The sequence below is a fragment of the Methylocystis sp. NC52PC genome (genome assembly GCF_055698645.1).
Genome location: NZ_CP170127.1, coordinates 2,913,478 through 2,937,790, shown reverse-complemented (window position 1 = coordinate 2,937,790; position 24,313 = coordinate 2,913,478). Strand labels below are relative to the sequence as shown.

21 protein-coding genes and 1 pseudogene are annotated in these 24,313 nt (G+C 66.3%); 8 read left to right on the top strand and 14 right to left on the bottom strand.

Annotation, left to right across the window (positions count from 1 at the left end; all coding sequences use genetic code 11):
* Positions 1-174: 174 nt before the first annotated feature.
* On the top strand, positions 175-1,290 hold the full coding sequence (locus ACETII_RS16265; protein WP_472786183.1) for a DUF2865 domain-containing protein: 1,116 nt from the start codon (positions 175-177) through the stop codon (positions 1,288-1,290).
* A 130-nt stretch (positions 1,291-1,420) separates the two neighbouring features.
* Positions 1,421-2,578 carry a hypothetical protein gene (locus ACETII_RS16260; RefSeq protein ID WP_472786182.1) on the top strand — a complete coding sequence of 386 codons (1,158 nt, stop codon included), beginning with the start codon at positions 1,421-1,423 and terminating at the stop codon, positions 2,576-2,578.
* Positions 2,579-2,590: 12 nt separating this feature from the next.
* Here ACETII_RS16260 and cckA read toward each other — a convergent pair whose 3' ends face one another.
* Entirely contained in the window at positions 2,591-5,110 is a 2,520-nt protein-coding gene (cckA, locus tag ACETII_RS16255; RefSeq protein ID WP_363347734.1) for a cell cycle histidine kinase CckA, read from the bottom strand.
* A gap of 303 nt (positions 5,111-5,413) precedes the next feature.
* On the opposite strand from cckA, the gene ACETII_RS16250 reads away from it, so the two are divergent.
* The gene (locus ACETII_RS16250) at positions 5,414-6,298 is read left to right on the top strand and encodes a hypothetical protein (RefSeq protein ID WP_472786181.1); all 885 of its coding nucleotides are present in this window, start codon (positions 5,414-5,416) and stop codon (positions 6,296-6,298) included.
* A gap of 68 nt (positions 6,299-6,366) precedes the next feature.
* Here the strand turns inward: ACETII_RS16250 and dksA are convergent, their stop codons facing one another.
* The 4 genes from dksA to ACETII_RS16230 form a co-directional block, all read right to left on the bottom strand.
* Positions 6,367-6,783 carry an RNA polymerase-binding protein DksA gene (gene dksA / locus ACETII_RS16245; RefSeq protein ID WP_363347730.1) on the bottom strand — a complete coding sequence of 139 codons (417 nt, stop codon included), beginning with the start codon at positions 6,781-6,783 and terminating at the stop codon, positions 6,367-6,369.
* Between the two features lie 128 nt (positions 6,784-6,911).
* Positions 6,912-8,123, bottom strand: a complete 1,212-nt coding sequence (locus ACETII_RS16240) for an NADP-dependent isocitrate dehydrogenase (protein WP_472786180.1) — start codon at positions 8,121-8,123, stop codon at positions 6,912-6,914.
* Between the two features lie 146 nt (positions 8,124-8,269).
* Positions 8,270-12,028, bottom strand: a complete 3,759-nt coding sequence (locus tag ACETII_RS16235) for an AAA family ATPase (RefSeq protein WP_472786179.1) — start codon at positions 12,026-12,028, stop codon at positions 8,270-8,272.
* Positions 12,029-13,249: a metallophosphoesterase family protein gene (locus tag ACETII_RS16230; RefSeq protein ID WP_472786178.1), complete on the bottom strand. Its 1,221-nt coding sequence runs from the start codon at positions 13,247-13,249 to the stop codon at positions 12,029-12,031.
* Between the two features lie 522 nt (positions 13,250-13,771).
* Here ACETII_RS16230 and ACETII_RS16225 point away from each other — a divergent pair.
* Both ACETII_RS16225 and ACETII_RS16220 read left to right on the top strand, forming a co-directional pair.
* On the top strand, positions 13,772-14,344 hold the full coding sequence (locus tag ACETII_RS16225; protein ID WP_363347723.1) for an HNH endonuclease: 573 nt from the start codon (positions 13,772-13,774) through the stop codon (positions 14,342-14,344).
* A gap of 26 nt (positions 14,345-14,370) precedes the next feature.
* Entirely contained in the window at positions 14,371-14,877 is a 507-nt protein-coding gene (locus tag ACETII_RS16220) for a hypothetical protein (protein ID WP_363347721.1), read from the top strand.
* Here ACETII_RS16220 and ACETII_RS16215 read toward each other — a convergent pair.
* Positions 14,861-15,469 (bottom strand): hypothetical protein, encoded by a 609-nt coding sequence (locus ACETII_RS16215; RefSeq protein WP_472786177.1) that lies wholly within the window; start codon positions 15,467-15,469, stop codon positions 14,861-14,863. The genes ACETII_RS16220 and ACETII_RS16215 overlap by 17 nt on opposite strands.
* A gap of 130 nt (positions 15,470-15,599) precedes the next feature.
* Between ACETII_RS16215 and ACETII_RS16210 the strand changes: the two genes are divergently transcribed.
* Positions 15,600-16,934, top strand: coding sequence for a hypothetical protein (locus ACETII_RS16210; RefSeq protein WP_472786176.1), 1,335 nt, complete (start codon positions 15,600-15,602; stop codon positions 16,932-16,934).
* On the opposite strand, the gene ACETII_RS16205 is transcribed toward ACETII_RS16210, so the two are convergent.
* The 5 genes and pseudogenes from ACETII_RS16205 to ACETII_RS16185 form a co-directional block, all read right to left on the bottom strand.
* Entirely contained in the window at positions 16,935-17,222 is a 288-nt protein-coding gene (locus ACETII_RS16205; RefSeq protein WP_363347715.1) for a hypothetical protein, read from the bottom strand.
* A 167-nt stretch (positions 17,223-17,389) separates the two neighbouring features.
* The gene (locus ACETII_RS16200) at positions 17,390-18,487 is read right to left on the bottom strand and encodes an ATP-dependent DNA helicase (RefSeq protein ID WP_472786175.1); all 1,098 of its coding nucleotides are present in this window, start codon (positions 18,485-18,487) and stop codon (positions 17,390-17,392) included.
* 115 nt (positions 18,488-18,602) lie between these two features.
* Positions 18,603-18,872, bottom strand: a complete 270-nt coding sequence (locus ACETII_RS16195) for a hypothetical protein (RefSeq protein ID WP_472786174.1) — start codon at positions 18,870-18,872, stop codon at positions 18,603-18,605.
* A gap of 145 nt (positions 18,873-19,017) precedes the next feature.
* Positions 19,018-19,281: a hypothetical protein gene (locus tag ACETII_RS16190; protein WP_472786173.1), complete on the bottom strand. Its 264-nt coding sequence runs from the start codon at positions 19,279-19,281 to the stop codon at positions 19,018-19,020.
* An 18-nt stretch (positions 19,282-19,299) separates the two neighbouring features.
* Positions 19,300-19,416, bottom strand: a pseudogene (locus tag ACETII_RS16185) (CHASE3 domain-containing protein); the annotation flags it as partial.
* Positions 19,417-19,646: 230 nt separating this feature from the next.
* Here ACETII_RS16185 and ACETII_RS16180 point away from each other — a divergent pair.
* A complete protein-coding gene (locus ACETII_RS16180) occupies positions 19,647-21,080 on the top strand; it encodes a DUF1254 domain-containing protein (RefSeq protein ID WP_472786172.1) in 1,434 nt (477 codons plus the stop codon).
* A 188-nt stretch (positions 21,081-21,268) separates the two neighbouring features.
* On the opposite strand, the gene ACETII_RS16175 is transcribed toward ACETII_RS16180, so the two are convergent.
* From ACETII_RS16175 to hemN, 3 genes are read right to left on the bottom strand one after another with little or no spacing between them, the layout of a single operon-like run.
* Positions 21,269-21,898 (bottom strand): nucleoside deaminase, encoded by a 630-nt coding sequence (locus ACETII_RS16175; protein WP_472786171.1) that lies wholly within the window; start codon positions 21,896-21,898, stop codon positions 21,269-21,271.
* The gene (locus ACETII_RS16170) at positions 21,895-22,284 is read right to left on the bottom strand and encodes a hypothetical protein (RefSeq protein WP_363347702.1); all 390 of its coding nucleotides are present in this window, start codon (positions 22,282-22,284) and stop codon (positions 21,895-21,897) included. Before ACETII_RS16170 ends, ACETII_RS16175 begins: the two co-directional genes overlap by 4 nt.
* Positions 22,285-22,318: 34 nt before the next feature.
* Positions 22,319-23,665, bottom strand: a complete 1,347-nt coding sequence (gene hemN / locus ACETII_RS16165; RefSeq protein WP_472786170.1) for an oxygen-independent coproporphyrinogen III oxidase — start codon at positions 23,663-23,665, stop codon at positions 22,319-22,321.
* A 196-nt stretch (positions 23,666-23,861) separates the two neighbouring features.
* Between hemN and ACETII_RS16160 the strand changes: the two genes are divergently transcribed.
* Complete coding sequence (locus ACETII_RS16160) at positions 23,862-24,236, top strand: AprI/Inh family metalloprotease inhibitor (RefSeq protein WP_363347698.1); 375 nt, start codon at positions 23,862-23,864, stop codon at positions 24,234-24,236.
* The last annotated feature ends 77 nt before the right edge of the window (positions 24,237-24,313 follow it).

Below are 24,313 nucleotides of genomic sequence, written 5' to 3'. Positions count from 1 at the left end.
AAAATCGCCGAAAGTTGATCCGCGGCGGGATTCAGCCAACACTGGCGGGGATCGGGTCCGCGCTGGCGTTTTCGGGCGAACGATCGCTTCGCCGAAAAGCGCGTCGAGAACCAAAGAGCTGGAGACCGGTCCGACCAGCGTCGGATCGAAACGAGGCTTCAGCCGGAGCAATGGATGAGGCCGATTCTGGGGCCAAGCGCCTTCCGCAAAATTTTCGTCGCTGCGTGCTGCGCCGCCGCCGTCCTGGCGCCGCTGGGCCTCGCAGCGCCGGACGCCCGGGCGGAGAGCGCCCGTTGCCTGGATCTGCGCGGACAGATCGCCAAGGCCGGCGCCGAAGGCATGGCGGCGCGCTATCGCGCCGGCGCCGCGAAGCTACGGGCAGAATACAGCCGCCTTGCGGTCAAAGGCCAGTCGATGGGCTGCGACCGGCAGACTTTCCTGTTTTTCGGCGAGCCGCCCCCGCCCCAGTGCGACGGGATCAACGCCCGTCTCAGCGCCCTTCGCGGCAACATCGCCGCCTATGAGCAGGCCGCCTTGGACGACAGCCAGCGTCAGGCCCTCATGGCGCGCTACGAGGTGGAGTGCCGCAACCCCACCATCGCCGCCCGCCAGCCCGATCCGGGAAGCTTCTTCGAAGAGCTGTTCGGCGTCCGCCCGCCGGATCAGGCTCCCGGCCTGCGCGAGGCGCCGGTCAATCCCGAGGCGGGGCTGACCGAGGACGAGACGTTCGAGCAAGGGACGCGCCGGATGGGCGGCCCTGTGGCGCTTTGCGTGCGCGGATGCGACGGCGGCTTCTTTCCCATCACTTATACGGCCAAATATTCCCAGCTCGACGACCTCGATGCGCTCTGCAAGGCCATGTGCCCCGGCGCCGAAGCGAAGCTTTACACGCAATCGCAGTGGAAAGGCCTCGAATCCGCTGTTTCGATCGACGGCGAGCCCTATGCCGACCATCCCAATGCGCGCAAATTCGAGACGCGCTACGACGCCTCCTGCGGCTGCAAGCCGCCCGGAAAAAGCTGGACCGAGGCGCTCGCGGAGGCCGAACGCATTCTCGCCGAGCGCAACAACAAGGATCAGATGGTCACGGCCGAACAGGCCGAGCAAATGTCCCGCCCGATCCTGCCCGGCGATCCGCGCGCCCGGCAGCCGATTGGCCCGGCGGCCGCGGCCGTAACGGCGCCCCTTCCTGAGGCGCGGGAGAGCGGCGTCCCCCCGGAGGTCTTCCGCGAGGTCGTCGGACCGGATGGCGCCAAGCGTCGGGTGAGGGTCGTGGCCCCCATGCTTTAGCGCAGGGCGCCGCCTCGAGATTGAAGCTTCAATTATTGCTAAATACTTCGCGGCGTGGTCTTAAAAGCTCCGCTGCAGGGGCGCGTGATTTTATCATCGCAAACGGGAATCGAAGTCCAAGAGTTTGAGAATGAAATATAAAGAAACCGGCATGGGGATGTTTGTCTCTTTCGCCACCATTGCCGTCGCCGTCGTCGGTGTCGAGGGACTATTGAGAATCGTCGATTACCCGAAGTGGGACACGGAAATTACCGCCGGCTGGCGTTCGCATGTCGAAAACGAAGCGCTCAACGAGTTCGGATTCCGCGGTCAGCCGATCCGCTACGCCGACAAGGACTTTGTCATCGTCTTGCTCGGCGACTCGCAAGTGGAGGCGGCCGCCTGCCCGCCGCAGTCCACGCCCGAGCGTCTTCTCGAACACTATCTTTCGGCCTCCGGCGCATTCAAGGTCTTCACCATCGGAACCGCGGGTTATGGAAACGACCAGGAATATCTTGCGCTGCAAGAGTATCTCGCCAAGCATCGGGCCGACATGGTGCTGCTGTGGCAGACATTCTCCAACGACGTCTGGAACAACGTCTTTCCAACTCATATGCCAAAAGACGGGGCGATAAAGCCAACTTATGTTCTCAAGGAGGACAAGCTCGAGGGTCCGAACTATCAGCTCGGCGAGGTCGTCAGGAAGCCCGCGCAAACGAAGATCGGGGTTTTTCTCAATCGGATTTTCAACCCGCAGAAGGGTCTCGACGAATATTGGGAGCGCTTTCTTCCCCCGCCCTACGCGCCGTTCGTGAATTATTCGGGGCCCGTCGCGCCGGACTGGGACCCGGCCGACCCGGAGAACAGAAATCCTTTTCTGGAAAACGAAAATCTGAAAACTGAGAAAAGCCACTTCGCCATCTCGCTGTATCCGGCAAGCAAACGCACGGCGTACGGCCTAGCGTTGACGAGAAAACTCCTCGCGAACATCGAGAGTTTGTCGAAGAGCCGCGGCGCCGCCTTCTTCGTGCTCAATGTGACGACGCCGGTCGCGGAAGGCGTAACCGCGCAGCCCGCCGTCGTCACGCACAGGAGAGACAGTTCTTTCTATCAGACCTCGTTCCAGCAACAGCGCGCCAACCAGGCGACAGTGTACGACGGCTTTCCGTCTTTCAGCGTCAACGTCACGATGGCTAACTGGCGCGTGAGCGAGACCGATGCGCATCTAAACTGCATGGCCAATGACGAAGCCATGCAAAGTCTCGCGAGAAACGTGACGGCGTTTTTGAAAAAAGACGCCGCTCCTTGAAGGCTTGCATCCTCACCCCTGCGCGGGGAGATGCGCCTTCACCGTCTCGACCAGCTGCTTGATCGAGAACGGCTTGGGCAGGAAGCCGAACTCTCCTTCGGGAAGGTTCTTGGCGAAGGCTTCCTCGGCGTAGCCCGACACGAAGATCACCTTGGCGGTCACGCCGCGTTTGCGCAGTTCGGCGTACATCGCGGGCCCGTCCATTTCCGGCATGACGACGTCGGAGACGATAAGGTCGATTTTGCCGCCGACCTCCTCTACGACCTCCAGCGCCTCGAGGCCGGTCGTTGCTTCGAGAACCGTGAAGCCGCGCGTCTTGAGCGAGCGGGCGCCGATCGAGCGCACCGCATCCTCGTCCTCGACCAGCAGAATGACGCCCTGCCCCGTATAATCGCCCTGGGGCTTCGCCTCGATCTCCTTCTTCGGGGTTTCCTTTTCGTCGGGGATGTAGCGCGGCAGGAAAATCCGGAAGGTCGTGCCCTTGCCGACGTCGCTCGACGCGAAAATGAAGCCGCCCGACTGTTTGACGATGCCGAAGACGGTCGAGAGCCCGAGTCCGGTGCCCTTGCCGACCTCCTTGGTGGTGAAGAAGGGCTCGAAAATCTTTTCGATCACCTCCGGGGGAATGCCCGCGCCATTATCTTCGACTTCGACGAGGACATAGTCGGCGGCGACGAGATGCGGCTCGTTGAAGCTCGCGCATTCCTCCTTGGAAACATTGCGGGTGCGGATCTGCATCAGCCCGCCCGACTCGGGCATGGCGTCGCGCGCATTGGCGAGCAGATTGATGATCACCTGCTCGAACTGCGTGAGATCGGCTTTCACGTACCAAAGATCGCGGCCATGGCGCAGTTCGAGCTCGTTCTTCTCGCCGACGACGCGCAGCAACAGCAGTTGCAGTTCTGAAAGCGCGTCGCCGAGCTGAAGCACTTGCGGCCGCAGGGTCTGGCGACGCGAGAAGGCGAGCAGCTGGCGGGTGAGGCCCGCCGCGCGCTCGGCCGTCGCCTTGATCTGACGAATGTCCTTGAAGCTCGGATCGGTCGGGCGATGGCTCGACAGCAGGAAATCGGAATAGCCGATGATCGCCGTCAACATATTGTTGAAGTCGTGCGCGATGCCGCCCGCGAGTTGGCCGACCGCGTTCATCTTCTGCGACTGGGCGAATTCCTCCTGCAGTTTGCGCTGCTCGGTGGTGTCGAGCGCATAGATGGTCGCGCCCTTCTGGCCGCCGTCTTCCGCGGGCGACACGAAGAAGCGCGCCGAACGCGGGCCGGCGCCCTCGTCGAAGGAGACATTCACGGGCTTGACGTCGCCCTTGCCGTCGATCGCGTCCTCGATGGCCTTGCGCAGGGCCTCGGCGTCGCGCTCGCCGAGCCCCGCGAGAAGCGACCAGCCCTCTTTCGCCGCGCCGGCCTTGAGCGCCCTCGGCAGCAGCTTGGCGAAAGCGGCGTTGGAGTCGAGCACGCGCCCGTTCGCGTCCAGCGTTGCGATCGCCATGGGCGTCGAGTTGAAGAATCGCGCGAATCGCACCTCGGCCGCGCGCAGCCCCTCTTCCGACTTCTCGCCAGCGGCGCGGTTGAGCACGAGCGTGCGCGACGGACCGGCCGCGCCGTCCTGTCCGAAAGCGACCTGATGTAAGAGCCGCGCCGGCAGCGGCCGGCCATCGCGGCAGCGCAGATCGAGGTCGATCTGCTCGGTGAGCACCTCGCCCGGCGCGCCGGACACCGCCGCGAGCAGCGCCGCGCCGTTGTTGGCCACGATCGAGGCGATCGTCGCGCCGCCCGATCCGACCTGCGTGAGATCATAGCCGAGCCAGGTGGCGAGCGTCCTGTTCATATACGGCACGGCGCCGTCGGGCGCGGCCGAGAAGAAGCCGGCTGGCGCATGGTCGAGAAAGTCGATCGCGTGCTGAAGCTCCTGGAACACGCCTTCCTGCCGTTGGCGCTCGCCGGTCACGTCGGCGACCCGCCACAGCGACGCCCGCGACCCGGACTGCGGCAGCGGCCGCACCTTGATCCGGTACCAGCCGACGGCGGCGCCGCCGGTGAGCGGCGGCGACAGGCGCAGCTCCTCGACATGCGGAGTTCCGGCGCGGGCCGCCTGGGCAAGCCGGTAGATCGCCTCGGAGACCTCCGGCGGCCCCGAGAACAGCCGCTCGACGACCTGGAGGCCCGATGCGTCTCGGGCGCCGCAGAGGTCCATATAGGCCGCATTGGCGTACACGATCTGCCTGTCGCCCCTCGTGACGAGCAGGCCCTCGGTCGTGGATTCGGCGATGAGCCTCGTAATGTCGTTGCCCGCGACGCGCGGCGAGACCTGGATCAGCCCAACCGCATAGGCGAACAAGAAGAAGACGCCGGCCACGGCGAACAAGGCGAGGGCGAGCAGGACGAAACGCGGCGTCAGGGTCGCCGGGGCGAGAAAATAGGCGCCGAGAACCGCGAGAATCGCGAGGGCCAGCGCGAGCACGAGCCCGGCGCTGCCGGGGCGCTCGCTTCGGTCAAATGCAGACGACGCCGTCCTGTCGGTCATCCTGAACGCTCTGGGTCCCGCGCCCGCAGCATAGCGATCCGGGCTATTGGATTGTGCATGCCAGACTATGGTTAATGAAGGCGCAGCTCCAAATAAGCCCAGCCTCGTCCGTTTGAAATCCACGCGGGGCGCGGAATCGGACGAAAGAATGGCGGTCAACGACCGTCATGGCAACGGCTCCGAAAGAGGGTTGCGGGGTTTTCCGAGCTAAATTAACCAATAATTAACCTTTTGGCGCAGGCTTGCCCGAAATACTGTTAAATTGGCGACGTCAAAGCGCGTTCGAAGAGAGACCCTCACTTCATGCAAGACCGATTCTCCCAACTGCTCCCAATTCTTGGGGCAATCGTGGCGTTCCTCATCGCCGCGCTCCTCGTCCTCTATATCATTCGTCTGCTGTTCGGGCGCCGGATCCGCTCGGCGGCCCCCAAGAAGGGCCCGCGCCGGTTGGACGTGGTCGACGTCTTCGACCTCGATCGTGAACGTCAGCTCGTCATTGTGCGCCGCGACGACACCGAACATCTGCTGTTGATCGGCGGCCCCAACGACCTCCTCGTAGAGGGCTCGATTTCGCCCTCCGAGGCCCTGGCCGCGCGCCCGGCTCGGGAGGCGCGGCCTGCGCAGCCCGCCGCCGCAGGGTGGCCGCCCGGTCCCTCCCCCGAGCCCGCGCCGCCGGCGCCTGTCCCGGGGCCTAAACCCGCCCTCGGGCCTGCGCCCAAACCCGCCGCCGTCGGTCCGCTCAACCTGCCGCCGGATCTCTTTGCGCCCGCGCCGAGCAAGCAGGGGCCGTCCGAGCCTGCTCCTGCGCCGGCGCCCGCGGCGAGCGCGCCCCCGCCGCCGCCCGCCCCGCCGCCGCCGCCGCTGCAGCGTCCCGCCGCGCCGCCGCCGCGTCCGGCCGCGCCGCGCCCGGCGACGCCGCCGTTCCTCGCCCGGACGCAGCGGACCATCCAACCCAGACCGGACACGCCGCCGCCCCCGGCGGCCGCGACGCCGGCTCCGCCGGCGGGACCTGGGGCGCCGGCCACGCCGCCCTTAGGCGCCAGACCCCCGGCTCCCCCAGCCGCCCCGCCGGGCCCGCCGCCTGCGGCTCCGCCGCCCCCTTCCCCGCCCGCGGCGCCCGACGTCGATCCGCTGGAGTCGCTCGAAGCGGAAATGGCCCGCCTGCTCGGCCGGCCCGACAAGGAATAAAAAGAAAGGGCGTCGCGCTTGGCGACGCCCTTTTCTTTCCAAATGGGCAGCGAAGAAGAACGGACCCGTCAGTCGTCGCGATAGACTTTCTCGCGCCGCTCGTGACGCTCCTGCGCCTCAATCGACAAGGTCGCGATCGGACGCGCATCGAGGCGTTTCAACGAAATCGGCTCGCCCGTCTCCTCACAATAGCCGTAGGTGCCGTCTTCGAGACGGCCCAGCGCGGCGTCGATCTTGGCGATAAGCTTTCTCTGCCGGTCTCGGGCGCGCAATTCGATCGCCCGATCGGTTTCGGAAGACGCCCGATCGGCGAGATCGGGATGGTTTTCGTTTTCGTTCTGGAGGGCCGCGAGCGTCTCGCGGCTTTCGTGGAGAATGTCTTCTTTCCAGGCCAGCAGTTTGCGACGGAAATATTCGCGGTGCCGGTCGCACATGAAAGGTTCGTCTTCCGACGGTTTATAGGTCTCGTCCAGATCCACCGTCATTGCCGCAATTCTCCCGTAGGGCCATAGGCGGCGCCTATATAGACGCGCCGTGCAACAGACACAATCGAAGTTTGCAACGAAGCTGGCCCGAGGCCGGCCGAAATCCGCGGCTTCCGCATCGATCGACCTCAGACCATCGCCTTGCGGAGATTTTCATCGACCTTGTCGAGGAAGCCGGTCGTCGACAGCCACTTCTGATGGTGGCCGACGAGCAGCGCCAGATCCTTGGTCATATACCCAGATTCGACGGTCTTGACGCAGACCTCCTCCAAGGTCTTCGAGAAGCGCGCCAGTTCCTCGTTGCCGTCGAGCTTGGCGCGATGGGCGAGGCCGCGCGTCCAGGCGAAAATCGAGGCGATGGAGTTGGTCGAGGTCTCGTGACCCTTCTGGTGCTCGCGATAATGGCGGGTCACCGTGCCATGCGCCGCCTCCGCCTCGACGGTCTTGCCGTCCGGGGTCATCAGCACGCTCGTCATCAGGCCGAGCGAACCGAAACCCTGCGCGACGATGTCCGACTGCACGTCGCCGTCGTAGTTCTTGCAGGCCCAGATGTAACCGCCCGACCATTTCAGCGCCGACGCCACCATGTCGTCGATCAACCGATGTTCGTACCAAAGGCCCAGCGCCTCGAATTGCGACTTGAATTCCCTCTCGTAGACCTCCTGGAAGATGTCCTTGAAGCGGCCGTCATAGGCCTTCAGGATTGTGTTCTTCGTGGAGAGATAGACGGGGAATTTGCGCTGCAGGCCGTAGTTGAACGAGGCGCGCGCGAATTCCAGAATGGACTCGTCGAGGTTGTACATCGCCATGGCGACGCCGGCGCCTGGGAATTTGAAGACTTCCTTCTCGATGACCTGGCCATCCTCGCCCTCGAATTTGATCGTGAGGCGGCCTTTGCCCGGAACCTTGAAGTCGGTGGCGCGATACTGGTCGCCATAGGCGTGACGGCCGACGACGATCGGCTGCGTCCAGTGCGGCACGAGCCGCGGGACGTTGGCGCAGATGATCGGCTCGCGGAAGATGACGCCGCCCAGGATATTGCGAATCGTGCCGTTCGGCGACTTCCACATTTCCTTGAGGTTGAATTCCTTCACGCGCGCTTCGTCGGGCGTGATGGTGGCGCATTTCACGCCGACGCCATGCTGCTTGATCGCGTTGGCGGCGTCGACGGTGACCTGATCGTTGGTGGCGTCGCGATTCTGGATCGAGAGATCGTAATAAAGAAGATCGATGTCGAGATAGGGCCGGATCAGCTTGTCCTTGATGAAGGCCCAGATGATGCGGGTCATTTCATCGCCGTCGAGTTCGACGACGGGATTGGCCACTTTGATCTTCTGCATGTCTGATCGATCCTCGAACTGCGCGCCCGCCTTATAGCCCTGCCCCGACGCCAAAGAAAGCGGCGACAAGGGGGCCGACGACCCGCGCGCGGGCGCCCCAAGCATCAAGGGCGCCAGACCCCGCCAGCTTCGTCTTTGCCGGACGCTTACGCGAAGTCCGCGGGGGCGGGCGCCCGCAGGCGCACAGCGCTGATCCCGCCGCCGCGCCGCTCGACGCAGATTTTCGTCGCGATCCGGCTCTGCAGCGATTCGACATGGCTGATGACGCCGACCTTGCGGCCCTGACCCTGGAGATTTTCCAGCGCGTCGATGGCGACGTCGAGGGTCGCGGCGTCGAGCGCGCCGAAGCCCTCGTCGATGAAGAGCGTATCGACGAATGAGTCGCGCCCTTCGAGCCCGGCGAGCGCCAAGGCGAGCGCCAGCGAAGCGAGGAAGCGCTCGCCGCCCGACAGGGAGCGCGTCGAACGCCGCTCCTCGCCGAGATCGCGGTCGACGATCTGAAGCCCGAGCGCGCCCATCTCGCCAGCGCGCTCCAGCCTGTAACGCGGCGACAGGAGCGCGAGCCGTTGATTGGCGAGGGCGACCAACTGTTCGAGCGTCACGCTCTGCGCGAAGCGGCGGAACTTGTCGCCCTCGCGAGAGCCGATCGCGGCGTTGATTTCCTCCCAAATCGTGCTGATCGCACGCGCCTCCGCAATCTCGCCGGAGAGCGCTTCCATGCGCGCGAGCGCCGCATCGTCCTGCACGAGCTGCTGCTGCAACACGCCGAGGCGCGTGAGCAGGGATTCGATCTGCGCCGCGCTTTCGGCCCGCAGGGTCTCGAGTTCAGCCTGTGGGGTCTGCGGCAGACCCTGGGCCTCCGCTTCGGCGAGATCGGCGCGCCGCTCGGCGGCCGCCCGCTCCGCCGAGGCCAGTCTGGCTTTCGCCGCGTCGACGCGCTGGCGCATCGCCTCGGCCGCCTGCGGCGAGATTGCGAGGAGCGGCGCCGCGTCTTCTTCCGTCAAGCCCGTCCGCGACAGCGCCGCTGCAAACTCCGCCTGTCGGGCGTCGAGAGCCGCGTGGGCGTTGGCGAGATCCTGCGCGGCGGCGAAACTACGGGCGTCGCAAGCAGCTTTCTCTTTATCCGCCGCGGCGAGCTTATCGCGCGCCGCGTCGTAACCCCGCCGCGCAGCCGCGTTCCTTTCTTCGACCCGCGCGCGATGTCGCGCCGTCGCCTCGCCGCCGAGCAAACGCCCACGCTCGGCCTCGAGCCGCGCGAGCGCGTCGCGGCGGGCGCCATGGGCGGCGACAGCCTCCGCCGCCTTTTCCGTTCCGGCGCGCGCGTCAACTTCCAGCGCGGCGGCGCGCCGCTCCCCCTCTGCGAGGCGCTGCTCGGCGCCCGCCAGTGCGGTCTCGGCCTCTTTGAATTTCGCGCCCGTCGCGGCGAGACGCCGTCGCGCCGCCTGCGGGTCGCGGTCGAGATCGGCCGCCACGAGATCGCAGAGGGAAAGATGCTCCGCCAGCGCGCGGTCAATCGACTCGACGCGCTCCTGCGCCCCAGCGACCGCCTGCGCGAGCCGGGCGCAAGCCTCTCCCGCCTGCCGGGCGCGCGCCTCTTCCGCGTCGCGCATGACCCGGCGCACGTCGAGCGCCGACCGCCTCTCCTCGGCGGCCTTGGCGAGCCATTCGACGTCCGCCCCGAGCTTCTCGTCGGTCTCGATGATTTTCTCCTGCGCGTCCCGCAGGGCCTCCGATTCCGCGAGCAAAGCCTGAATTCTTTTGGCGGCGCCGGCGATCGCCGCGGGCGCGGCGTTGAGCGGATCGCGGGCAAGCCGCGCCGCATAGTCTTGCGCTGCCTGAGAAAGCGCCGCCTGCGCCTCGTCGCGCCGCTGCGTCGCCTCCTCGTGGCGCGCCAGCGCTCTTGCTTTGGCCGCCGTCGTCTCAGCTATCTCGACTTCGGTCGTCTGGAGGGCGCGGCGCGCGGCGTCGCGCTTGGCCCGCAAGGCCTCGACCAGTCGATTGGCGGCGTCCTGCGCCTTCGCGAAAGGATGATCCGTCGCGCCGCACACGGGGCAGGGCTCGCCCACTTCGAGCGAAGCGCGCAGTTTCAGCGCATGGGGATCAGCCGCGGCTTCAGCCAGTTCGCCGAGACGCTCGGCCTCCTCCTTGCGCGCCGCCTGCGCCGCGCGCCTCGCCTGCAGATCGGATAAGGACGCGGCGCGCTCGCACGCTTCTTCGGCGAAGCGCGTCATATCAGCCGTCGCCCGGGCGGCCTTGTCCTGCGCCTGATCGTGATCGCGCGACAGACGCGCCAGCGCCAGCAAGGCGTCGAGCGCGCGCAGGGCCTCGGCGTGGCGCCGTCGCGCCGCCGGGGCGTCGAGCGCCTCGCGCGCCGCCAGACGCTCGCCGCGCTGCGCGAGCGCTTGCGCAAGCGCGGCGCGGTCTTTCTCGTCAGCGAAGTCGAAGGCCTGCCGCGTTTTCCCCGACTGCGCCAGGATCTCTTGCGCCTTACGTAAGTCGTCAGCAGCTTCGCGCCTGTCCCGCGCGACCTCCGCGCGTTTTGCAAGCTGGTCGTCGATCTCCTGCCAGCGCTCGCTCAGCGGCCGCGCGGCCGCGACCGCGTCGAGAGCCGCACGCGCCGCGTCGCGCGCCGTCCGCGCGGCCTGCGCCTCGGCGCAGGCCTGCGCCAGCAGGTCGGCTTTTTGCGCGGCGACCTGCTTCGCCAGCTCTTCAGCGGCGCAAGCCTGCTCGACCTCCTGCTTCTGGGTCCCGATCTGCGCATCGAGCGCGGCCGCTTTCTCCCAGAGCGGCTTCATCGCCTCGATGTCTTTCTGGCTCGCATCGAGCGCTTCGGCCGCCAGACCCGCCTCTTCCTGCGCAGCGACGAGCGAGGCGCGCGCAGCGTCGGCTTGTTGCGCCGAGCGCGCCGCAGCCGCCTCCTTTTCCGCAAGGAGATCTTGAGCCTTTTTTGCCTCCTCGCGCGGCCCGCGCAAGGGACCCACGCGATCGAGCGCGTCGAGCGTTTGCCCCTCCGGCGCCAGCTTGGCGAACGTCTGCGCGGCGGCCGCACAATCGGCGTCAGCCTGCGCCAATTTTGCTGCGGCCTGCGTATGCGCGTCGAGGCGGCGCAGCGCCTCGACGACTACGCGCTGTTCGGCGTCGAGCGAGCCGCGCCTTTCTGCAAGACCTTCTTTCTCGGCGACGAGCGCCGCGCGCTCGTCCTGGCTCATCGCGCCGATCTCTCGGCGGCTCTCTTCAAGGCGCGCGACCTTGTCCCGCGCCTCTCGCGCCTTTTCGAATGCGCGCGTTGAAAGGCGGCCGTAGATTTCCGCGCCGGTAATCTTCTCCAGAAGATCGGCGCGCTCCTTCGCGTCGGCGCGCAGAAACGCGTCGAAGTCTCCCTGCGCGAGGAGCGCCGTGCGACGGAACTGGTCGAAGGTGAGATCGGTGAGCTCGACGACGCGCCGGTTGACGGCTTCGACGCCCGACTCGATCGCCTCGACAACCTCGCCGCTCTCGTCGATCCGCCACAGGCTGCGCGCGCGATTTTGCAGCCTGCCAGCCGCCCTCCCCCTTGCGCGCAATAAGTCGCAGCGCGCCCGATAACGCCCGCCATCGCGCGCGACGAAATCCGCCTCCGCATAGCCCCGCCCAGCGCCGCGCCGCAGGATTGCGCGCGGATCGCCGGAGGCCAGCGTCTCGCCGGAGGGATCGGGCGCGCCCTCATTGCCTCCCGCCGCAACGACGCGCGGAAACTTGTCGTAAAGCGCCAGACACAGCGCATCGAGGATCGTCGACTTTCCCGCGCCCGTCTCGCCCGTGATGGCGAAGAGCCCGGCCGAGCGCAGCGGCTCGCGTTCGAATTCGAGCGCGAAGGGCGCGGCGAGGCTTGCCAGATTTTCGCCCCTGATCGCGAGGATGCGCATTCAGTCTTCCTCCGCGAGCTGGCCGAAAAAACGCAGATGCTCTGCGGACGGGGTGGCGCAATGCGTCGCCTCGAAGGCCTCGCGGAAGAGATCGACGGGCTGACGCTCGGCGAGGCGCAGCGGGAGGACGGCAGGCGCGTCCGACGCGCGCGGCCGCTCGACGGCGAGCGACACGAGGCGAATAGGATATTTCTCGCAGATGGCGTCGATCTCTGATTTGAGGCCAGCGGCGGGCCCCTCGACCCGCACGGTCAGATGGACGAAGGGCCGCGCTGCGTCGGGCGTTCGCGGATCGAGCGCCAGCGCCGCAAGCGCCCGCTCGACATCGGTCAACGCCAGCGCGCCCGCAGCGGGCAGGCGCAAATGCGGCACGCTGCGCTCCAGGGGGACATGCTCCGCCGTCGCCTTGCCCGCCGCGTCGATCTCGACGAGCGTCACCCCGTGCCGATAAGCAATCTCGGCTTTCGACATCGGGATGAGCGCGCCGCTGTAGCGAATGGTGTCGCGGCCGACGCTTTGCGGGCGGTGGAGATGGCCGAGCGCAACATAGGCCGCGTCGGCAGGGAAGATATCGGGCGGGGCGGCATGTTCGCCGCCGACCAGGATGCGCCGCTCGGCGCCTTCCGACTCGAGCCCGCCCGCGACATGGAGATGGCCGGTGAGGACCAGCGGCGCGCCGCCGATTTGGGCGCGCGCGGCGGCGACCGCCTCGCGATAGAGCGCGCGCACGCCCCAGACGACCGAGGAGCCGACGACATCTTCCCCGGCCACCGGCAGATCGGACGCGCGGGGGTACGGCAAAGCCAGCAGATAGGCCCCGATCGCGCCGGAGACGTCGCGGATCGGCAACACATGGCGTTCGGGATCGACCGCGCCGTCGCGACGGGCCACGACGCCGACCGACCGCACGCCCGCCATTTCGAACAGCGCGCGGGGCGCCTCGAGGCGGCCGGCGGGATCGTGATTGCCGGCCAGGAGCGCAATGGCGGCGCGCGGACAGGCGGCGCGCAGATCGCTCAGCGTGTCATAGAGCAGCCGCTGCGCCTCGGCGGAGGGGTTGAGACTGTCGAAAATGTCGCCGGCGACGATCACGGCGTCGACGTCGCGCGCTTTCGCGAGCGCCACGAGCTGGGCCAGCGCAGCCCGATGCTCGGCCTCGCGCGACCAGCCCTGCAGCGCCGCGCCAAGATGCCAGTCGGCGGTGTGGAGGAGTCGAATCACCTTGGCTTCAGTTAGACGCAGGCGGCAGGCCGGAGGCAAGCAATATGCTACGCGCCTGCTTCGGCCTGCCGTCGCTCCCTCGCGATCCACGCCCGCATTCGTAGCTGTGCGGGAGAGGGCGCGAGAAAGATCGCCCGCTTCAATCGCATTCTGCGCCAAGGCGGCACAGAAACCGGCGCGCGGGCAACCGTGACCATGGCTGCTGCAACGTCGGCGCCGCCGCAAGTCGCCGGGGCGCGGCGCAGAGCGCTGGCAACGTCTATACCTATGATATCGCTTGATTTTCGTAGATTTTGCGACGGCCGGGCGCGCCGACGCCGACCCCGCGCCGGATGGGCCGTGACGCGCAGGCGGTCGGAAGGACGAGGTTCAGAGCCCCAGAGTCGAGAGACCCGCGGCGAATCCGCCCAGACGCCTTCACAACCGCGTCGTACTGCCTGTAAACTATGCGCCGTCGCAAAAGGCCTTTTGGACCTTGGCGCGGTCCATTCAGGCCCTTCTCGCAACCGAGAGGCTGGCAGGGTGACCGCTCACTTCAGAACACAAAATGTCTCGCCTCAGGCGTGTCCGGCGTTGGTGCTCAACGCGGATTACAGGCCCCTGAGCTATTATCCGCTCTCGCTCTGGGGCTGGCAGGACGCGATCAAGGCGGTCTTCCTGGATCGGGTCAACATCGTCTCGGAATATGACAAGGTGGTTAAGAGTCCGAGCTTCGAAATGCGCCTCCCCTCCGTGGTGTCGCTCAAGGAATATGTAAGGCCGGCCCGTCAGCCGGCCTTTACTCGTTTTAACGTCTTCTTGCGCGACCGCTTCACCTGCCAATATTGCGGCGCGCACGATGAGCTGACGTTCGATCACGTGATTCCCCGCTCAAAGGGCGGAGCGACCACGTGGGAAAATGTCGTCGCGGCCTGCTCGCCCTGCAATCTGCGCAAGGGGGACCGGCTGCCGCATGACGCGCATATGACGCCCGCGCAGAAACCGTTTCAGCCGACCATCGTCGATCTGCATCGCAACGGCCGGCTGTTCCCGCCCAACTACCTGCACGACAGCTGGCTCGATTATCTCTACTGGGATACGGTGCTGGAGCCCTAGTAAAGGCCCGCCCGGAGAACAGGCCCATGCTGCGCCGGATCGTCGTGATGATCTTCGGCTATCTCATCGCCGCCGGCGTCGGCGCGGTGTTTCTCATCGTCTCCGCGCTCTTCGACCCCGCGACGCGCGAATTGGGACTGGCCTCCGTCATGACGGGGCTTTTCGCCGCGTTCGACCAGGCGCTGATCGATGGCGATCCCGCGGACGCCCTCGGCGCCGTTGGCTTCGTGATCTGGGCGGTCATCATCGCGACATGCGCCGCGCCGCTCGCCATTGCGGCGCTCATCGGCGAAGCCGCTGGCGTGCGGTCTCTTGTCTGGTATTCCGGCGCATGCGGCCTGCTGGCGGGCGCGTCGCCGTGGATCGCGCGCGCGGCGAAAGGGCTGGAGCGCTCGCAGGCAATGACCGACGCCGAGGGGCGCCTCGCTTTGCTGTTTTTCCTCACCGGCGCGCTGACCGGGGCGATCTACTGGCTGATCGCGGGGCCGGGGCCAAAGCGCGCCCCAGTGGAAGACCTTACTTCTTCTCCTTGATCTCGCGTCGCAGGTCGGCGGCGTGTCGCCAGTAAACGAACGCCGCCCCGCTCAGAAACACGCCAGCGAGAATCGCCGTCGCGTAGAACTGCAGGAACCCGCCGATCGTGAAGCCGAATCGCGTGGTGCGTTTCGTGCCCGAGTGTTCGGTGACGGTGATGAAGGCGGCGTATTCGCCGCTCTCGTCGAACACATGCTCCACAGGGACCGCGCCGCCTGGATAGAGGCGCGGCGCGACATAGGCGACCGTGAAGGGCGTCAGATCGTCCTCTTCGCTGAGCGGCCCTTTCGGCTCCTTGACGATGCGCACCTCGATGGGAAGTTCGCGCAAGCGCTCGGCGATAAGGTCGATGGTCAGGATAATTCGCCCCGGCGCCGGGAACTCGCCACAGAATCGATCGCGTGAGCGATCAGGCATGTAAGACACAATGCCAATGAGGTCTGGCCCGATGGAGATTTCGCACTGGTCGCGGATGGTCGAGGACTTGTCCATGCTGATGGCGCGCGCCGGCAGCGGGGCAAGCAGAGCGACGAGAGCCGCGGCGACGAGAAACGCTGGCGCGGGGCGCGCCAGCGAAGCGAACGAACACATAGTCTATCTCCAACGTCACAGGCGGCGCCCGCGTCGGGTCGAGCGCAAGCGCGCTGGAATCGCCGGTTTTTCGCGGTTTTGCAAGGGACTCAGGATTGACGCCCCCCCTGGGAAATGCTCTTAACCCGCCATGGCTGACTATTATTCGCTGATCTCCCGCGCCATTTCTGGACTTGCGCAGCAAAGGCCCGACGCAAGACAGGCGGTCTATGACCGGGCGCGAAAGGCGCTGCACAGCCAGTTGCGGGGCATCCAGCCGCCGGTCCCCGACGCGGACATCGCCGCCGAAGGGCGCGCGCTCGAAGAGGCGATCACCCGGGTCGAACTCGAATATGCGGGCAAGGGTCCGCAGACGCCGCCGACGCCCCCCGGCGCCGGCAAGCCCGCCGCGACAAAGCCCGCCGCGACGACCGCGCCACCCCCCGCCAAGCCCGCTCCGACGAAGCCGGCGGCCTCGACTCCGGCGCCCGCAAGAGCCGCGCCCGCCAAACCGGCGCCCGCGAAACCGGGCGTTTCGAGACCCGCGACGCCCGCGCCGGCCACCGCCCGCATCCTGGAGCCGGCGAATGGCGCGTCGCCCGAGCCCGCGCCGTCGCGCACCGTCGAAGACGCCTGGCGCGACACGCTCGCCGAGACCGCGCCGCCGCCTCAGCCGCGCGAGGCCCAGCGGCCGGCCGCTCCCCTGCCCCGCCCGCCGAAATCGCAGCGCCCGCCGGCGCGGATGCTGGCGCTCGGCGGCGTGCTCGTGGCGCTGCTCGTGGTCGTCGGCGTGCTCGCGTGGTATCTGCGCGAACGCCCCGAAGACCTCGCAAAGCTCAAACCCGCGGAAAACGCCGCCGCCGGCGCGGAGGGCGGGAAATTCGGCGACCGCGTCGAGGGCGGCGCCACGCAGGCGGGGCCCAAGCGGGTCACCTCGATCCCCGTGGCGCAGAAGGCCGAACTCTGGGTCGCTTCGCTGCAGGAGCCCGACAAGGTCGACCGCATCTACAATGGCTCCATCGTCTGGCGGCTCGAGAATGTCGGCGGCGGACCCGGCCAGCCGATGACGTCGGCGATTCGCGGCGAGCTCGACATTCCGGACGCCAAGCTCAAAATGAGCCTGCTGTTCCAGAAGAACACCGACACGGCGCTGTCGGCGTCGCATACGATCACGATCTCCTTCAAGCCGCAGGCCGGCAGCCCGCTCGGAAACGTCAAGGCCATTGGTCCGATCCAGATGCGGCGCGCCGATGCGCAGGCGGGCGAAAAGGTCGTCGGCATTCCCGTTCCGATCACGGAAAACAACTTCCTCATCGGTCTGATGCGCGGCGACCGCGAGGTTCGCAACGTGCAACTCCTCCGCTCGCTCGCGGTCCTGGACCTGCCGCTGCAATTCGCCGACGGCCGCGCCGCGACGATCAATATGGAGAAGGGCGCCTCGGGCGAACGCGTGTTTGCGGACGCGATCGACTCCTGGGGTCGATAGTCAGCTTTCCGCGAAAGCAAGCTCGTAGACGAACGAATGCGCGCCCTTGCGGCTGACCCAGACGCCTTCGGGCGGCGTTGCGCCCTGCTCGTCGACCGGAATCTCCCAGGGGCGGCCCATCAAAGCCTGCTCGCCGGCGTCCCAGACGATCCAGCCGAAGGCGGGCTCGTGGAGAATCCAGACGTCCTTGTCCGCCCGCTTGTAACGCGGAGAACCGTCGTCGCCGGCGGGCGCGGGATGGAAGCGATAAACGGCGCCGTCAGAGAGGCGGCGCATTTCGATGAGCATCTGCGTTTCCCTCCGTGCTCGCGGCCCATCCTTCGAGACGGCGGCTTCGCCGCCTTCTCAGGATGAAGATTTTGATGCAAGCCCACGCCCCCGGACTCTAATAATCCCTCACCTTAAGGAGGCCGCGAAGCGGCCGTCTCGAAGGGTCCGCCAACAACCGCAAACCCCTACATCACGAGCGTCAGCTTCTTCGCCGCCCGAGTCACGCCCGTATAAAGCCAGCGCGCGCGATGTTCGCGAAAGGCGAAGGATTCGTCGAAGAGCGCGACGCTGTCCCATTGCGAGCCCTGCGCCTTGTGCACGGTCAGCGCATAGCCGAAATCGAATTCATCCGACTCCTTGCGCAGCGCGTAGGGAATCTCTGCCTCGCCGCCCTCGAAGAATTGCGGAATGACGGCGACGCGCTGGAATTTGCCGGCCTCGCCTTCTTCGGGCGTCACGAGCATTCTTATCTTGCCGCGCCTCAGCGCCCCCGCGCTTTTCACCGTGAACAGAGCGCCATTGAGCAGGCCTTTCTTGCGATTGTTGCGCAGACACACGAGCTTCTCGCCCGATTGCGGAAAGGCGCCGGTGAAGCCGCGCAATTCGCGCAGACGACCGTTATAGGCGCGCCGTGTCTTGTTGAGGCCGACGAGCACCTGATCGGCGCCGGTGATCAGCGCCGGGTCGAGCCCCTCGCGCGCGACGATCTGCGTCTCGCCATAGACGCCGCGCGTGAGCGCCCCGCCCTCGCGGATCGTCATGGAGAGGCGGATGATCGGATTGTCGGCCGCCTGACGATGCACTTCCGTCAGCATCACCTCCGGCTCGGCCTCGGTGAAGAAGCCGCCGCCCTTCACCGGCGGCAGTTGCGCGGGATCGCCGAGCACCAGAACCTTCTTGCCGAAGGAGAGCAGATCGCGGCCAAGCTCCTCGTCGACCATGGAGCACTCGTCGATGACGATGAGCTTGGCGTGGGCGGCGTCGCTGTCGTCGTTCAGGACGAAGCTGGGCTCCTCCGTCTCCGAATCCGTTGCGCGATAGATCAGGCTGTGAATGGTGCGGGCGTCCTTGCAGCCCTTGGAGCGCATGACCAGCGCCGCCTTGCCGGTGAAGGCCGCAAAAGCGACGTCGCCGTCGACATGGTCGGCGAGATGCAGCGCCAGCGTCGACTTGCCCGTGCCGGCATAGCCGAACAGGCGAAACACCTGCGGCCCGCCCGGCGTCGCGAGCCAGCGGGCGACCGCTGTCAGCGCATGATCCTGCTCGGGGGTCCAGACGGGCATGAGTCGCGAAAGTCGGTCGAATCGGGAGAGGCACGATGCAGGAGCGCGCCGCCCGTCACAAGGCCGCCGGCCAATCCTCTTAGTAGGCGCTTGCGCTACGTCCGACGACTGTCGCTCAGGCGGCGGGTTCGCAACCGATCGCGCCGGCCCCCTCGACCTCGGCGACGAAGCAGTCAAGAACGATGGCCAAATCCGCCGCGTAGCGGTTCGCGCCCATTTCGGTGAACCGGCGCAGATCGCCGGCGATCATGCTGCGGACGGCGCCGACGCCCCGGTCCAGATTCAACAAATAGCTGTCCAGCAACCGGCAATGCCGTTCCGAGCGAGCAATGTGACCTCCCGCGCCCCAATTTCCACCTTCGCGGTTCACACATTCGCCCTTCATCTCGAACTCCCGATTGCCTGTCCACATGCGACAGCTTGCCGCATATGACCGCATTCGATAGAAATCTTCAATCACGTGATAGTACGTACCGCACCCTCGACGGCGCGAGTCTAGTCCCTCCGGAGAACCGTCGAGAGCATCTTGCCTAGTTGTTCGATCGAAAACGGCTTGGCCAGGAAATTGACGCCGGAATCGAGCACGCCGTGGTGATGGCCGCGACGAGTTTGTCGACGTCGACGACCTGCGGCGCGAGCGGCTGCTGGCGCGAAAAGGCCAGCAGGCTATGCGTGAGCTGCGCCGTCCCGTCGACGCATTCATTGGCCTTGCCGATCAGCGGCTCCATGTCGCCTTCGCCGCCGCGCGCGCCTCGTCCATGCGCTGCTTGTTCGCCTTGAACCTTATCGCCCACGAACAGACTCCCCGAGAGCGCAAACCCGCGCTCGCCGGTTTCGGCGTCCTGAAGCGTTGACAGCGTCTCCAGCAAAGGGGTTCGGACGGCCAGCGTATGCTCGACCCAGCCCTGCGATCCGCCAGAGCTCCACAGTCAGAAAATGTGCGCCGGCTGGCCAACTTAGACAAGGCGCGAGGGGGCGGAAGGGCAAGCGCGGGCGGTCGGTTGGGCTTGGACGCCAGCGGCTGGAGCGTCACCGCGCGCCCGACTGGAATTCATCCAGGTAGGCCCGCGACGTATTGGGGTATTGCTTTCGCTCAAGCTGAGCGTAACGATCACGCGCGTTTATGCGGAGTTCACGCCAAGGCCTCGAGGAGAAACGTATGAAATTCACACGCCGCGCCGCCACGCTTGGGGGGGTTAGTCTGATCGCTGCGGGCGGCCTTCCGTCGCGGGGCTTTGCCTGGGACAGGATCTTGCTCGACGCAATCGAGGATGTGGAGGCCTTTAAGATCGCGTCCGACGCCTATGTCTACGGCTATCCGCTCGTGACGATGGAGATGACGCGGCGTGTCATGACCAATGTTGCAGCGCCCGAAGGGACGCGGGCGCCAATGGGTCAGCTGATCAAGTTGCGGTCTTACCCAGACGCCTCATTCCGAGACGTCACGGCGCCGAATGCAGACACGCTCTACATATCGGCTTTCTTCGATGTTGGCGACGAGCCTTGGGTGCTCGACGCGCCTGATATGGGCAACCGCTATTTCCTGCTTCCGCTGCTCGACGGCTGGACGACCGTCTTCGACGCGCCCGGCTCCCGCACGAGCGGAGAAAAGGCTCAAACCTATCTGATCTCCGGCCCCGGCTGGAAAGGGAAGGTCCCCGCCGGCTTAAAGCATGTCGAGTCGCCGACGAGCATTGTCTGGCTATTGGGCCGAATTTATTGCACGGGCACGCCGGAGGACTACGCGGCCGTCCACGCTCTTCAGGACAAATTCAAGCTCTATGCCTTCAGCGCGTGGGGCAAAGATTGGACGCCGCCGCCCGGAAAGGTCGATCCGTCGATCGACATGAAGACGGCTGTCCGGGATCAAGTGAACCGGATGACGGCGACGCAGTATTTCACGCTGCTTGCGGAACTGATGAAACGAAATCCGCCGTCTCCCAAAGACGCGCCGGCGCTGGAGCGCTTCGCCAAGATCGGCCTCGCGCCCGGCAAGTCTTTCGACCGCAAACTGATTGACGGCGCCTGGGAGACGCGGATCCCGAAAATTTCTTTCGACCGCATCATGATGCACTTCAAGTTCAGCGATGGCGACGTGACCAACGTTAACGGCTGGGGCTACACGACTAAGACGGGGCTTTATGGCGCGGACTATATCCAGCGGGCGCTAGTCACGGCGATCGGGCTCGGGGCCAATAGACCGCAGGACGCCGTCTATCCGACCTCTTTGAAGCCTTCGATCTTGGAGTCTTACGACGGATCGAAGAAATGGGTCATGCGGTTTCCGCCGGGTCAGCTGCCGCCGGCGAGAGGCTTCTGGTCGCTCACAATGTATGACGAACAGTATTTCTTCGTCGCGAACCCCATCAACCGTTATTCCATGAGCATGCGGACGAATCCCACTCTGGAGAAGGACGGTTCGCTGGTGATTTACATCCAAAACGAGTCGCCGGGGCCGGACAAGGAAGCAAACTGGCTTCCGGCGCCGAAGGGAAAATTCGTGCTGATGCTTCGTCTATACTGGCCCAAGGAACACAAACCGTCGATCCTGGATAATTCTTGGGTCATACCGCCGGTGAAGGCCGTGAGCTGACGCAATTTACGGAACCGAGAACGTCCCGCGCCACCTACGCGCTCGGGGCGTTCTCGCGTCGTCGAGCTCTCAGATTCAACCCGGGCGCGACGAATATCGCAAATAGAAACGCAAATCTTTTCATCCGGGCGACGCAAATCGCTCGCGACAGCGCGAGATTCAACCCAACACTTACGCCGGCTGTCTCGTCAGTCGCCCCCGATCGGCCGCAACGCGACCGTCCCCCCAAGCGCATCCAGATTATAGTTCAAAATATCCACCGCCAGTCCCGGCAGCGGCGCCCGCGTCTCGGCGCGCGCGAAGCGGCAGCGCTTTTCCATCGCGCGCCAATAGTCCGGCATCAGATGCGCGCGCCGCGCCATGCCGCCAGCGTCGTCGTCGGCGACCCAAAAGACGCGCGCAAGGCCTGAAATGAGGATGCGCGTATAGCACATCGGGCAAGGTTCGAGAGAGGTGTAAAGCGACAGGCCGGTCTTTTTGCAGTTTGGCCAGCGCGTCTCGAAGTCGGAGATGACGACCATTTCCGCATGAGCGTCGCTGCGAAAGCGCGGGGCGCAGATTTCATTGTGGCCGTAAGCGAAGACCCGGCCTTCGTCGTCGACGATCAGCGCGCCAACGCCAAAATTCCCGTAACACAGCGAATCGAAGGCGAGCACGCAGGCCGCCCAGCCGGCTTCGTCGCTCAAGGACAGAAACCCTTCGGCCGCGTAGGCGGCGAGACGCTCTTTCAGCGCGGCCTGGCGCGCATCCTTCGGCTGCGCCTCCTCGAGCAGCTTGCGGCCCACCGCCTCGAGCTGAGGAACGTCCGTCAAATTCACGCGGCGACGCCGCCGATGAACAGCGCCGCGCCGAGAAGCGAGGAGACGAGCGCGTAGAGCGGCAGCTTTTCCTTGAAGCGCATCCACGCGATGGCGCGGCGCAGCGCGCCCGTCGGCAGGAACATGGTCGCGACGCCGCTGAAAAAGGCGATCCAGCCGATGAGCGACACCAGGGCCTCGACCCAGCCGTCCCAGCGGTTATGGCCAACGATGATCGCAAGGCCAACGGTCAACCGCAGCGTCCCGATCATCGACTCGAAGACGGGATCGCTGGAGAGGCGGTCGATGAGCCCGAGCGCCGCCTCGCGGCGGAAATAGAGCCAGGCGGCCGCAAACAGAGAATAGGCGCCCATGAGCTTGGCGAGATAGACCGTCGTCGGCGACATGCCGCTCTCTCCTGATCGCCCCCGCCCGGCGGCTTCAGACCGCGGCCGAATGGCGCGCCGCTGACGCCTCCAGATAGGCGTCGAAGGCCGCGGCGGCAAGGCGCACGAAAGGCCGGCCGCGCTCGGTCACCGTGACGCGCCGGTCGATCACCTCGACCACGCCGTCGCTTTCGAGCCGCCGCAACGACATGCGCGCGTCGTCGAAAGATTCGGCGGCGAAGCCGTGCTCCTGCGCGATGGCGCCGTAGTCGACGGCGAAATCGCACATCAGCCGCTCGATGATCTCGCCGCGCGCCAGGTCCTCGACCGAAAAGGCGAGGCCGCGGGTAATGGGGAAGCGATCCGCCTCCACTGCGCGTCGCCAGCCGGCGAGATCGGTGGCGTTGCCGACGAAGCCCTGCGGCAGGCGGCCGATGGAGGAGACGCCGAAAGGCAGCAGCGCCGTCGCCGCGTCGATCGTATAGCCCTGAAAGTTGCGGCGCATGCGCCCTTCCCGCGAAGCGACCGCGAGCGGATCGTCCGGCCGCGCGAAATGGTCGAGCCCGATCGCCTCGAAGCCCGCGTGCTCCAGCGTGCGGCGCACGGCCGCGGCCTGAGCGAGACGCTCGGCCGCGCCGGGGAGCGCCACGGCGTCGATGAGCTTCTGATTGGCCTTGAACCAGGGCACATGGGCGTAGCCGAACACGGCGAGCCGCTGCGGCTCGAGCGACGCCGCCATCGCCGCCGTGCGCGCCACATCCTCCACGCTCTGCTCGGGCAACCCGTACATCAGATCGAGGTTGATCGCGGTAACGCCCACGCCGCGCAGCAGCGCCACCGCCCGCGCGACGATCTCGAACGGCTGCACGCGGCCGGCCGCCTCCTGAACGTGTTCGTTCAGATCCTGCACGCCGAAAGAGGCGCGGGTGATCCCCGCCCGCGCCAGGGCCTCGGCCATGGGCGCGTCGAGCAGGCGTGGGTCGAGCTCGATGGCGTGCTCAATCTCGGGCGAGAAGTCGAACAGGTCGCGCAGCCGCGAGATGATTTCGCCGAAGCGCGCCGGGCCGAGAATGCTCGGCGTCCCCCCGCCCCAATGGATGCTCGCGACCGACCGCGCGCGCGTCGCCTGCGCGGTCATTTCGATTTCCCGCAGCAGCGTTTCCTTATACGCCGTGAGCGGCGCCTCCTGCCGCACCGCCTTGGTGTGGCAGCCGCAATAGGCGCAGATTTCCCGGCAGAAGGGCACGTGGAAATAGAGCGAGAGCGACGCGTGCGGATCGAGCGCGGCGAGCCAGTCGCGCATCTCGGCGTCGCCGATCTCCTTGGAGAAATGCGGCGCGGTCGGATAGCTCGTGTAGCGCGGCGCGGAACGTTCGGCGAGAGCGAGAGCGGCCGGGTCCATGACGCTCGGTTCTCCTTGTGCTGATGCTCCCCGAGCTTACCGCACGGGCGCCGCTTGCGCACTGCTACACATTACCGCGCCCGCGCAGCGCCCCCCCCCCAGTAAAGGGCCTTTTGGCGAATCGGCCCTGGCCGCTCCTGTGCTAAAAGAGGAGACTTGATCGCGATTCCCTCCTTGTTCTTGGAGCATGAAGTCGATGTCGACGAAGATTTCCGGCCCGAGAAAGCTGCAGCGTCTCGGCCTGCTGGCGGCGCTCTTTCTTTTCCTGCCAGCGGCGGGCGCTGTGGCCGCCGGCGACGGCGCGGGGCGCTATTCAGTGCTGCGCGAGGACAAGGACACCGGCTGCATGCTGACGCTGTTCGGCGGGGGCAAGGCGCAACTCGCGCCGGCCTGCCGCGACAATGGCATCGTCGTCTTCGACCCGGTGCGCTGGGCCATGGATCACGGCCGCCTGGCGCTGACCGCCCGCAAGGGCCACAAGGCGCATTTCGAGAAGGACGACGCCGGCGTGTGGCGCCGGGACGCCAAGGAGGGCGGCAAGTCCGCCCTCGCCTTCAAGCCCATTCCTTGAGAAAAAAGCCTCCCGGATCGCTCCGGGAGGCTCGTCGTCCGCCGCCATGCGAGGGGGCGGGGAGGGAGGCGGCGGAA